We start from the raw sequence: 11,091 nt of genomic DNA on the forward strand, positions 1-11,091 counted from the left end.
AACCCGGCCCCTCGCCGGTCGACCACCCGGCTGGTCGCCGTACGCTGAACAGCATGCGCCATGAGTGGCATCAGTTGAGTCATCCCGCGGTGGGCAGCCCGGTGCTGCAGACCAGCCGCCCGACTGTCGACTCCGCCGAGGACGAGGCTTTCGGCCTGGACCGTTGGCGGGAACTGCCGCGCGCCCAGACTCCGCCCTGGCCGGACGAGACCCAGGTCGCCGAGGTCTGCAAGGTGCTCGACACCGTACCGTCGGTGGTCGCCCCGTACGAGGTCGACCAGTTGCGTCAGCGTCTGGCACTGGTCTGTGAGGGCAAGGCTTTCCTGCTGCAGGGCGGTGACTGTGCGGAGACCTTCGCGGACAACACCGAGAGTCACCTGCTGGCCAACGCCCGCACGTTGCTGCAGATGGCGATCGTGCTGACCTACGGTGCCTCCCTGCCGGTGGTGAAGGTGGCCCGGGTGGCCGGTCAGTACACCAAGCCCCGGTCGCTGCCGACCGACGCGCGAGGGCTGCCGGCCTACCGCGGCGATATGATCAACTCATTGGAAACCACACCGGAGGCGCGGGTCGCCGACCCGCAGCGCATGATCAGGGCGTACGCGAACTCAGCCGCCGCCATGAACATGCTGCGTGCCTACCTGGCCGGCGGGCTGGCTGACCTGCATGCGGTGCACGACTGGAACAAGGGCTTCGTGCGCAACTCCCCGGCCGGCGAGCGGTACGAAGCGATCGCCCGCGAGATCGACCGCGCCCTCGCGTTCATCCGCGCCTGTGGGATGACCGACGATGAGGCGCTTCGCACCGTCACCCTGTACTGCTCGCACGAGGCTCTTGCGTTGGAGTACGACCGGGCGTTGACCCGGGTCTCCGGTTCCCGGCCGTACGGGCTTTCCGGGCATTTCCTGTGGATTGGTGAGCGCACCCGGCAGATCGACGGCGCGCACATCGACTTCATTTCCCGCATCGCCAACCCGATCGGTGTGAAGCTCGGTCCGACCACGAGTCCGGACGAGGCGATCGAGTTGTGCGAGAAGCTGAACCCGGACAACGTCCCGGGCCGGCTCACCCTGATCAGCCGGATGGGTAACCACAAGGTCCGGGAGGCGCTGCCGCCGATCGTGGCCAAGGTGACCGCCGCCGGTGCCAAGGTGGTGTGGCAGTGCGACCCGATGCACGGCAACACCCACGAGTCGTCGAACGGCTACAAGACCCGCCACTTCGACCGGATCGTCGACGAGGTTCTCGGCTACTTCGAGGTGCACCGTGGCCTGGACACCCACCCGGGTGGACTGCATGTCGAGCTGACCGGCGAGGACGTCACCGAGTGTCTGGGCGGTGCCCAGGGCATCGCCGACCTCGACCTGCCCGGCCGCTACGAGACCGCCTGTGACCCTCGCCTGAACACCCAGCAGTCGTTGGAACTGGCTTTCCTCGTCGCAGAGATGCTCCGTGGCTGACGCGAGGAGTGAGCTTGCGAGCCCCGCAGTCGGCGGCCGGGAAGGGATCGCTGTGGCTGACGCGAGGAGTGAGCTTGCGAGCCCCGCAGTCGGCGGCCGGGAAGGGATCGCTGTGGCTGACGCGAGGAGTGAGCTTGCGAGCCCCGCAGTCGGTGGCCGGGAAGGAGTGCCGTGGCTGATCTGATCGACCTGCGTTCGGACACGGTGACGCGGCCGACCGCCGCGATGCGGCAGGCCATGGCCGATGCGGACGTGGGTGACGACGTCTACGGCGAGGACCCGACGGTGCGGGCGCTGGAGGCCGAGGTCGCCGCGATGTTCGGACACGAGGCGGCGTTGTTCTGCCCGAGCGGGTCGATGGCCAACCAGATTGCCCTGCAACTGCTGGTGCCGCCCGGTGCGGAGCTGCTCTGCGACGCCGACGCGCACGTCGTCACGTATGAGATGGGGGCCGCTGCCGCGTACGGCGGGATCACTTCGCGGACGTGGCCGCCGGTGGGCGCCCAGGTCGACGCGGACGTGGTGGCCGGGATGGTACGTCCCGACGGTTTCTGGGCGGTGCCGACCCGGGCGATCGCGGTGGAGCAGACCCACAACCGTGGCGGCGGCGGGGTGATTCCTCTCGACACGCTGCGTGAACTGCGTCGGGTCGCTGATGCCGGGCAGTTGGCGCTGCACTGCGACGGTGCGCGGATCTGGCACGCCCATGTCGCCGACGGGGTGCCTCTGGCCACCTACGGCGCGTTGTTCGACTCGCTGTCGGTCTGCCTGTCCAAGGGCCTCGGTGCTCCGGTGGGTTCACTTGTCGTCGGCGCCTCAGACCGGGTCGAGCAGGCCCGGGTGATCCGTAAGCGGATGGGCGGTGGGATGCGTCAGGTAGGCATCCTGGCCGCTGCCGGGCGGCACGCGCTGACCCACCATGTCGATCGGCTCGCCGAGGATCATGCGAAGGCGGCTCGGCTGGCTGAGGCGATCGTGCCGTTCGGGGTGCTGGCCACTGCGGTACGCACCAACATCGTGCCGCTGGATCTGACGAAGGCCGCGTTCGACGCGCCCGCATTGGCCGCCGCCGCACGCGCCGAGGGCGTACTGGTTTCGGTGCTCGGGCCCCGTACCGCCCGTCTGGTCACCCACCTGAACGTCACCGACGCGCAGATCGACCGAGCCGTGGCCACTCTCACCCGCATTCTCCGCGACTGACCCGGCCACGTCGTCGATCTCGAAGTTGGCGGGGTGTTCGAGTTCTCTCAGCGCGGCCGGCCGACGTCGTTACCGGAGGGCGGGGGTGGGAGCAGGCGGCGGAGGGTGGTGATGTCGGCGGCGTGGCCCTCGTGGCGGTCGGTGGGGGTTTCCACGAGCACGGGGACGCCCGCCGTGGCGGGGTGACGCATCAACTCGGCGAACGCGGGTTCGCCGATCATGCCTTTGCCGATGTTCTCGTGCCGGTCCCGCGTGGAACCGCACAGGTCCTTGGAGTCGTTGGCGTGTACCAGCTTCAGCCGGTCCGCTCCGACTGCGCTGACCAGGGTGTCCAACGTGGCGGTCATCCCACCTTCGGCGGCCAGGTCGTGCCCGGCAGCCCAGGCGTGGCAGGTGTCGAAGCAGACACCGAGCCACGGGTGTCGATCCACCGTGTCGAGGTAGGGCCCGAGCTGCTCCACCCGGCAGGCCAGCGAACGGCCGCCCCCTGCGCTCGGCTCGACCAGCAGCAGCGGACCACCCGCGTCGGCGGCCGAGTCGAGCAGCGGCAGCAGGGACTCGCGTACCTGCCGCATGGCCGTGTCGGCATACCCGGCGTCCACCGCACTGCCGGCGTGGAAGACCACCCCCCGTGCGCCGATCGCGGCACCTCGGCGCAGCGCGTGCGACAGGATCTGTACCGATCGTTGCACCGTCGCTGCCGTCGGGGAGCCGAGGTTGACGAGCAGCGATGCGTGGATGTAGGCGGCGACGCCGCGTTCGGCGCAGCCGGCACGGAACGACTCATCCTGCACCGGGTCGCCGGCCGGCATCGCCCAGCCCCGAGAATTGCCGACGTAGACCTGCGCCACCTCGGAACCGGCGGCGTCGACGTACGGCAGCGCCGCTTTCGCCAGCCCACCGGAGGTCGGCGTGTGTGAGCCGACCGGCCGATGCCCCGGACCTGGGGCCGGCATCAGAAACACCCGATGGTGATTTGAGTCCCCGGGGCCACCTGAGCGTTTTCGTTCGGGTTCTGGAACCGGGTCACGGCGTTCGGGTTGAACTGCACAGTCACCGGGAAGCCCTGACTCTCCAGCACCTGTTTGGCCTGCTGGCAGGGCAGGTCGACGACGCGTGGCACGGAAACCAGCGGCGGCCCCTCGCTGACCTCCAGCCGGATCTGGGCACCTTTCTCCACACCGCCGCCAGCGGCCGGGCTCTGCCCGATCACTTCGTCACGCGGCTTGTCGGATTCCTTGCGCGTCGGCTCCACCAACACCAGGCCGAGCCGCGCGATCTGGTTCCGGGCGTCGTTGAGGTTCGTGCCGACCAGGTTCGGTACGGTGATCGGGGCCCGGCCCTTGCTGAGGAAGACGGTGATCTCGTCGCCTGGTCTGACCTCATCGCCCGCCTTCGGGTCGGTGGCGACCACGATGCCCTCCGGCAGGTTGTCGTCGTACCTGGCGGTGCCCTTGACGACTTCGAGTTGGGCGCTGACCAGGTCGGCCTCGGCCAGCGCGAACTCTCTGCCGACGACGTCCGGTACCTCGAAGCGCTCCGGCCCGAGCGACAGGGTGAGGGTGATGGTGCCGCCCTTGACGATCCGAGCCGACGAGGCGGGATCCTGGCCCACCACGCCGTCGCGGGGGATCTGGTCGTCGTACCGTGGGTCGGCGTAGGTCACCGCGAAGCCGGACTGGGAAGCCTCGGCCTCGGCCTCGGCTTTGGTCATGCTCACCAACTGCGGCGCGGTGGTGTACCGGCCGACCCCGAACCACCAGCCGCCGAGCGCGGCGACCAGTCCGAGCACGACGACGACGGCCGCGACGGTGAGCCGGTTGCCGCCCTGGCCGGTGAGCTGGGCGCCCAGCCCGGCCAGCCGGGCCCGCAGTTCGTCGCCGCCACTCGGCGTCGCCCGGCGCCTACCGCGAGCGGGCTGGTCGCTCCCCGGAAGGCGGGCCCAGCTCGGTCGCTCCGGCGGACGGACGGGGGAGACCAACATCGTCGGCTGTGACACAGCCGGACCGTCGGTCACCGCGGCGATCAGCGCGGTCTGGCTGTTCGCACTGCCCAACCCGTCCCGGGCCACCTGCACTTCGGTCAGCAGGGTGCCCGCGTCACCGGGACGGGTCGTCGGGTCACGACGGGTGGCGCGAACGACCAGGTCGTCGAGCACCCTCGGCAGGCCGGGCACCAGCGTCGACGGTGCGGGCACGTCGCGGTCGACGTGCTGCCAGGCGATGTCGATCGGCCGGTCCCCGTCGTACGGCACCCGGCCGGTGAGCATCTCGAACAACACGATGCCGGTCGAGTAGACGTCGGTGCGGGCGTCGGCCCGACCGTCGGTCACCAGCTCCGGAGCGACGTACGCCACGGTGGCCATCAACTGGTTCGCGTTGTCGTGGTCGGTGCTCGCCTCGACGGCTCGGGCCAGCCCGAAGTCGGTCACCTTGACCACCCCGTCGACGAGGTTCGCCGGTCCACCGCTGGGCGCCTCGGCGACCAGCACGTTCTCCGGTTTCACGTCGCGGTGCACCAGACCGGCCCGGTGGGCGGCACCGATGGCAGCGAGCATCTGTTCGGTGATGGCCAGTGCCTCGTCCGGGTTGAGCCGGCGCCGCTCGGCCAGCACTTCGCGTAGGGTGCGGCCCCGCACGTACTCCATGACGAGATACGGCCGCCCGGCGTGGGTGCCCTGGTCGTAGACCGCCACCACGTTGGGGTGGGTGAGTCGGGCGATCGTCTTGGCCTCGTCGGTGAAGCGGTCGACGAAACTGGGCCGGCCCGACTGGCCGGGCGTTCCCTGGGCGGCATGAATGATCTTGACGGCGACGGTGCGTTCGAGTCGCTCGTCGGTGGCGGTGTACACGGTCGCCATGCCGCCACGGGCCACGCGACCGCGAATACGATAGCGCCCGTCGATAAGTGAGCCCAGCAACGTGTCGGCGACCTGTGTGTCCATCGGCAGCTAGTCTATGTGTCGGGGGACGAAGGTTGAACAGGATGCTACCGGCAGCCGCTCATCCGCGGGTCCGACGCGCGCACAGGGTGACGGTCGTCCCGGTCCCGCGTGGTCGCGGGAGGTCGTTGACCGGGCTGCGGGGCGGCGTGGCAGGGTGGTGTCCGTGACCGATTCCGTACCCGCCGAGGGTGGCGCACCCCTGGCCGGCCCCGCCGACGCGGTGGCCTGGCTGACCCTGCCGGACGTCGCCGAGCGCCTCGACCTGCCGATCAGCAGGGTCCACCAGATGATCCGGGACCGCGAACTGGTCGCGGTGCGACGCGACGGTGTCCGCCGGATCCCGGCTGACCTGGTTGCCAACGGTACCGTGCTCAAACACCTGCCGGGCGTGCTCACCCTGCTCGCTGATGCCGGTTACGACGACGAGGCTGCGCTGCGCTGGCTCTACGAGCCCGACGACACCTTGGCCGCTGGTACCCCCGCGGCTGCCCTCGGCGGCGACCAGGCCCGTGAGGTCAAGCGCCGCGCCCAGGCCCTGGGCTTCTGAGTCAGTCTGCGCGGCGGGTGGCGGCGATGGCCAGGTCCACCAGAGCCTGCCGAGCCTCGGTGTCCAGATCGACGGCGGCGAGCGCGGCGAGGGCCGCGTCGGTGAGCGTGGCGATGCGCTGCTCGGTACGGGCCAAAGCGCCGGTGTCGACGATCAGCTGCCGCAACCGGGCCACCCCGGTGGAGTCCAGGTCCGCATCGCCGAGGCCGCCGAGCAGCAGCGTGCGGCTGGCGTCGTCGGCCACCTCCAGGGCCGCCGCGACCAGGTAGGTCCGTTTCCCCTCGCGCAGGTCGTCGCCGGCCGGCTTACCGGTCTGGGCCGGATCGCCGAAGACGCCCAACACATCGTCGCGTAGCTGGAATGCCTCACCCAGCGGCAGGCCGTACGCCGAGTAGGCGATACGGACGTCTGCGGGGGCGTCGGCCAGTGCCGCGCCGATCAGCAGTGGCCTCTCCACTGTGTACTTGGCGGACTTGTACCGGGCGACCTTGCCGGCCCGCTCCAGTGAGGTGTCGCCGGTGGCCTGGGTGAGCACGTCGAGGTACTGCCCTACGGTGACCTCGGTGCGCATCTCGTCGAAGTCCGGCCGGGCCCGGGCCACCGTCCGGGCGTCGAGCCCGGCGGAGTGCAGCAGTTCGTCGGACCAGACCAGGCACAGGTCGCCGAGCAGGATCGCCGCTGCGTCGCCGAAGCCGTCTGGGTCGCCACCCCAGCCGGCGTGACGGTGCCCGGTGGCGAACCGCCGGTGCACCGCCGGCTCTCCCCGTCGGGTGTCCGAGCGGTCCATTAGGTCGTCGTGGATCAGGGCGCTCGCCTGCACGAACTCGAGCGCCGCGAGGGCTGTCACCACCGGGTCGGTGTCCACCCCGCCGGCGCCCCGGTAACCCCAGTAGGCGAAGGCGGGGCGCAGCCGCTTGCCGCCACCCAGCACGAACGCCTCGATCGCCTCGGCGACCGGTACCAGAGCGTCGTCGACGCCGGTCATCCAGGTGCGTCGGCCGGCGAGGAAATCCGACAGCGCCTTGTCGACCCGCTGGCGCAGGCTGGCACGGTCGACGGGGGAGACAGGAGCAGCATGGGTCACGTCCCGACGCTAGTGGGTCGGGGTGCGCGGCGCCGACCCACCCACCCTTCGGCGCGTCGCGTTCGTCGCTGGCCGCGGCCGATTCGATCCGGTCGGCGCGGAGACGCGTCGTGCCGGGTGTGCCGGACCGACCGGCAACGCGAGGATCCGGACCAGCCAGCCGCGCCAGAAGCGTCCCGGTGCACGTACCCCCCGCTCCCATCGGGAGATCTCGTGTCGGCTCAGCGTGCACACGCCGGCGGCGGCGCACAGCTCGGCGGCGAGCCGGGACTGGCTCCACCCGCGGGCGAGCCGTGACCGGGCCACCAGCGGGCCGAGGGAGGCCGGTGTGGGCCGGGTGGAGGTGAACGGGGTCGGGGACATCGATCCTCCGGAGAGTCGGCGAGGGGACGGCCCGACCCCACCCGACCAGGGCGGTGCCGGTGCACCGTCTGCTGCTGACCCCCGCGCGGCCCCCCGGGGTGGGCTCCCCACCGCGCCCGCGCAGTTGAGCAGGCTAGTCCGGTGGTGCGACAGATTCTCGTGCCGTTCGCTGCGGCTGACCCCGGGGTGGTCGCGGCTGGGTGCGGTACGTCGGCACGCCCGATGTCACCCTGACATGTTCCGCCGGCCGCAGTCTCCACCGGTGGGAAGCAGGTGGGGGTGTCCGGCCCGGCCCGCTAGAGTCGGTGCGTGGCGCTCGGTCTTCCCTCGGTCCTCCCGAATCCGCAACCGGCGATCGGAGAGCTGGTCCGCGACTGCCAGCCGACCTTCTCCTTCGAGTTCATGCCACCGAAAACGGAGCAGGGCGAGCGGCAGTTGTGGCAGGCCATCCGCGAGCTGGAGCCCCTACGTCCGTCATTCGTCTCGATCACCTACGGCGCCGGCGGTTCGACCCGGGACACCACGGTCGCGGTCACCGAGCGGATCGCCACCGAGACCACTCTGCTGCCGATGGCGCACCTGACCGCAGTCAACCACTCCGTCGCCGAGCTGCGGCACGTGATCGGCCGGCTTGCCGGTGCCGGCGTGCGCAACGTGCTCGTGGTACGCGGTGATCCGCCAGGTGACCCCACCGGCGAGTGGATTCCGCACCCCGAGGGTGTCCACTACGCCGAGGATCTGGTCCGGCTGGTCCGGCACTCCGGCGACTTCAGCGTCGGCGTCGCGGCCTTTCCCTACCGGCATCCACGCTCGCCGGACGTCGACGCCGACACCGAGTACTTCATTCGTAAGTGCCGGGCCGGTGCCGACTTCGCGATCACCCAGATGTTCTTCGACGCGGACGAATACCTTCGCCTTCGTGACCGGGTGTCCGCCGCCGGCTGCGGCACCCCGATCCTGGCCGGAGTGATGCCGGTGACCCGGATCGGCACCATCGAGCGGTCGGTGCAGCTGTCCGGAGCGCCCTTCCCACCGGCGCTGGCCGCGCGGTTCGAGCGGGTCGCCGACGACCCGGAGGCGGTCCGCCGGCTCGGCATCGAGCAGACCAGTGAGATGTGCCGCCGGCTGCTCGACGAGGGGGTCCCGGGAATACACTTCATCACCTTCAACCGATCCACCGCGACCCGGGAGATATGGCAGAACCTGCGGGTGGGCGCCGCGACGTGACGCCCGGTGCGCGACACCTCGGCGCTGTCGCGACGGTTGAACCGTGGTGGGCAGACAGCTGAACTGGAACGAGTACGCCACGGCCTGGGCCCGGCTGCACGGCGGGTTCGATCCCCGGGCCGCCACTCCGGTGGTGCGTGGCTGGCTGCGCTTCTCCTACCACGTCGGGTTCCTGCTGGGGCGGCTACGGATCGGCCCGACCGCGGTGACGGTGACCGGGGTACTGCTCTGTCTCTGCGTACCGCTGCTCGCGGTCCGTCCGGGCGACGGGCCGTTCCTGGGTGCGCTGTTCGTGCTGCTCGCCTCGGTGGCCGACAGCGTCGACGGTGCCGTCGCCGTGGCCACCGGCCGTACCACCCGGCTCGGCTACGTCTACGACTCGCTCGCCGACCGGCTCGGCGAGGCCGCCTGGCTGGTGGCGTTCTGGCTGGTCGGCGCGCCGGGAGCATTGGTGGCCGCCGGCGGAGCCCTCTCCTGGCTGCACGAGTACGTCCGGGCCCGTGCGGTCGCCGCCGGGATGCGGGAAATCGGCGCGGTGACCGTGGGGGAGCGGCCCACCCGGGTCTGCGTGGCCATGGCGGGACTGCTGCTGGCCGGCCTGAGTGGACTGATCGAGGTGGACCTGGCCGCCGGTACCATCACCATGGCCACCGCAGTCTGGGTGCTGCTCGCCGCATACGGGCTGGGACAGCTGCTCTCCGCCGTGCGTCGGGCCTTGATCGACGCCGGCTGAGACGGCGCCCGGGTGAACGGCCCGGCCAGCTACCAGGCGGGGCCGATCGTGTCGGCGACGATCTGCGCGGACAGGGTCACCATCGGCAGGCCACCGCCGGGATGGCTGGAGCCGCCGACCAGCCACAGACCCCGGGCCGGCCCCCGGTTGGCCGGCCGGAGCAGGCCACCGGCCGTGCCGTAGATGGTGCCGCCCGGTGCGCCCGTGGCGGTGGCCAGCTCGGCCGGGGTGCGCACGTCACGGAACACCAGCCGGTCGCGTACGTCCACACCACGGTCGGCCAGCACGTCGAGAATCCGGTCGGCGTACCGCTGCGCCAGACCGGGCCGGTGCCAGTCGATCGCGCCCGGCGCGGTGCCGTGCCGGGCGGCGTTGACAAGCACGAACCACGCCTCGTGTCCGGCCGGGCGGACGCCCGGGTCGTTCGCCACGGTGACGAAAACCGTCGGGTCGGCGGCCGGACGGGCCCGCACTCCCCGCCCCGGATCACCGAAGACGGCGTCGAACTCGGCGTCGTAGTGCCGCGGGAAGAACACGTTGTGATGGGCCAGCCCGGAGACACCCCGTACACCGAGCAACAGCACGAAACCGGCCAGGCTGCGGTCGGTGAGCCCGGCCAGCCGACGCGGATCGGGCAGCAGGTCCCGGTAGACGGTGAGCGCGTCGACGTTGGCCACCACCACGTCGGCCGGGACCGGAATGGTCGAATCAGCGACGCGTACCCCGTGTACCCGGCCGCCCACCGCGTCGATCCGGGTGACCGTGGTGCCGGTACGCACCACCACGCCCAGGTCCAGGCAACGTGACAGCAGCGCATCGGCGAGGGTGCCCAGCCCGCCGCGCAGGTACCAGCCGCCGAAAGCGAGTTCGGCGTAGGGGACCGCGACCAGTGCGGCGGGCGCCCGGCGCGGGTCGGCCCCGGTGTAGGTGGCGTACCGGTCCAGCAGCATCCGTAGCCGCGGATCAGAGAGCAGGCTGCGGCCCAGCCCCCGCAAACTCTGGCCGGGGCGGATGGCGGCCAGGTCACCCAGCCGCCAGGCCAGCCGGGCCAGGTCCCGGGGAGAGTCGACGCGGCGGCGCAGGATGTCCCGTTCCGAGGCCTGCCACACCCGGGCGGCGCGGTGCCACAACCGTTGCCAGTCGGCGGCAGCCCGGTCACCGAGGGCCGTGTCGATCCGGGCGGTGAACTCGGCCGGGTCGGCGCAGGAGTCGAGCGTCGGTCCGCCACCGGGGAAGACGTGCCGCACGATCGGATCCAGCGGTACCAGGTCGAGGAACTCGTCGAGTTTCGCCCCGGTCGCCTCGAACAGTTCGTGGAATACCCCGGGCAGGGTCAGCAGGCTCGGGCCGGTGTCGAAGTGGAACGTCCCCTCGGAGGTGTCCCGGCGGTGCCGTCCGAGTTTGCCGCCGACCTCCTCGGCGCGTTCCAGGATGGTCACCTGGTGCCCGGTGACGGCCAGCCGGGCCGCGGTGGCCAGGCCACCTACCCCGGCACCGATCACCACGATCCGCGCCATACCGTGCCCTCCCAGG

The 11,091-nt window shown here is 71.2% G+C and carries 10 protein-coding genes; 5 read left to right on the forward strand and 5 right to left on the reverse strand.

Features of this window, described 5'->3' with window-relative positions:
* The first annotated feature begins 53 nt into the window (after positions 1-53).
* Together HCA58_RS03435 and HCA58_RS03440 are read left to right on the forward strand one after the other, a co-directional pair.
* Positions 54-1,460 carry a 3-deoxy-7-phosphoheptulonate synthase class II gene (locus tag HCA58_RS03435; RefSeq protein WP_169596275.1) on the forward strand — a complete coding sequence of 469 codons (1,407 nt, stop codon included), beginning with the start codon at positions 54-56 and terminating at the stop codon, positions 1,458-1,460.
* Between the two features lie 171 nt (positions 1,461-1,631).
* A complete protein-coding gene (locus tag HCA58_RS03440; RefSeq protein WP_169596276.1) occupies positions 1,632-2,660 on the forward strand; it encodes a GntG family PLP-dependent aldolase in 1,029 nt (342 codons plus the stop codon).
* Positions 2,661-2,707: 47 nt separating this feature from the next.
* On the opposite strand, the gene HCA58_RS03445 is transcribed toward HCA58_RS03440, so the two are convergent.
* Entirely contained in the window at positions 2,708-3,616 is a 909-nt protein-coding gene (locus HCA58_RS03445) for a deoxyribonuclease IV (RefSeq protein ID WP_169596277.1), read from the reverse strand.
* Complete coding sequence (gene pknB / locus HCA58_RS03450; protein WP_169596278.1) at positions 3,616-5,604, reverse strand: Stk1 family PASTA domain-containing Ser/Thr kinase; 1,989 nt, start codon at positions 5,602-5,604, stop codon at positions 3,616-3,618. The genes HCA58_RS03445 and pknB overlap by 1 nt, the downstream gene beginning before the upstream one ends.
* Positions 5,605-5,767: 163 nt before the next feature.
* On the opposite strand from pknB, the gene HCA58_RS03455 reads away from it, so the two are divergent.
* On the forward strand, positions 5,768-6,151 hold the full coding sequence (locus HCA58_RS03455; protein WP_169596279.1) for an Rv2175c family DNA-binding protein: 384 nt from the start codon (positions 5,768-5,770) through the stop codon (positions 6,149-6,151).
* A 1-nt stretch (position 6,152) separates the two neighbouring features.
* Here HCA58_RS03455 and HCA58_RS03460 read toward each other — a convergent pair whose 3' ends face one another.
* Both HCA58_RS03460 and HCA58_RS03465 read right to left on the reverse strand, forming a co-directional pair.
* On the reverse strand, positions 6,153-7,235 hold the full coding sequence (locus tag HCA58_RS03460; protein ID WP_169596280.1) for a polyprenyl synthetase family protein: 1,083 nt from the start codon (positions 7,233-7,235) through the stop codon (positions 6,153-6,155).
* A 9-nt stretch (positions 7,236-7,244) separates the two neighbouring features.
* Positions 7,245-7,598, reverse strand: coding sequence for a helix-turn-helix transcriptional regulator (locus HCA58_RS03465; protein ID WP_169596281.1), 354 nt, complete (start codon positions 7,596-7,598; stop codon positions 7,245-7,247).
* Between the two features lie 309 nt (positions 7,599-7,907).
* On the opposite strand from HCA58_RS03465, the gene metF reads away from it, so the two are divergent.
* Together metF and HCA58_RS03475 are read left to right on the forward strand one after the other, a co-directional pair.
* Complete coding sequence (gene metF, locus HCA58_RS03470) at positions 7,908-8,825, forward strand: methylenetetrahydrofolate reductase [NAD(P)H] (protein WP_169596282.1); 918 nt, start codon at positions 7,908-7,910, stop codon at positions 8,823-8,825.
* Between the two features lie 43 nt (positions 8,826-8,868).
* Positions 8,869-9,558, forward strand: a complete 690-nt coding sequence (locus HCA58_RS03475; protein WP_169596283.1) for a CDP-alcohol phosphatidyltransferase family protein — start codon at positions 8,869-8,871, stop codon at positions 9,556-9,558.
* A gap of 29 nt (positions 9,559-9,587) precedes the next feature.
* Here the strand turns inward: HCA58_RS03475 and crtI are convergent, their stop codons facing one another.
* Positions 9,588-11,075, reverse strand: a complete 1,488-nt coding sequence (gene crtI / locus HCA58_RS03480; protein WP_169596284.1) for a phytoene desaturase family protein — start codon at positions 11,073-11,075, stop codon at positions 9,588-9,590.
* Positions 11,076-11,091 lie beyond the last annotated feature (16 nt).

Origin of the sequence: Micromonospora sp. HNM0581 (genome assembly GCF_012726175.1) — a bacterium.
Classification (GTDB): domain Bacteria; phylum Actinomycetota; class Actinomycetes; order Mycobacteriales; family Micromonosporaceae; genus Micromonospora.

Coding starts and splice junctions, on each gene's coding strand:
- HCA58_RS03435 (WP_169596275.1), top strand. CDS start 54: ATGCGCCATGAGTGGCATCAGTTGAGTCATCCCGCGGTGGGCAGCCCG.
- HCA58_RS03445 (WP_169596277.1), bottom strand. CDS start 3,616: ATGCCGGCCCCAGGTCCGGGGCATCGGCCGGTCGGCTCACACACGCCG.
- pknB (WP_169596278.1), bottom strand. CDS start 5,604: ATGGACACACAGGTCGCCGACACGTTGCTGGGCTCACTTATCGACGGG.
- HCA58_RS03465 (WP_169596281.1), bottom strand. CDS start 7,598: ATGTCCCCGACCCCGTTCACCTCCACCCGGCCCACACCGGCCTCCCTC.
- crtI (WP_169596284.1), bottom strand. CDS start 11,075: ATGGCGCGGATCGTGGTGATCGGTGCCGGGGTAGGTGGCCTGGCCACC.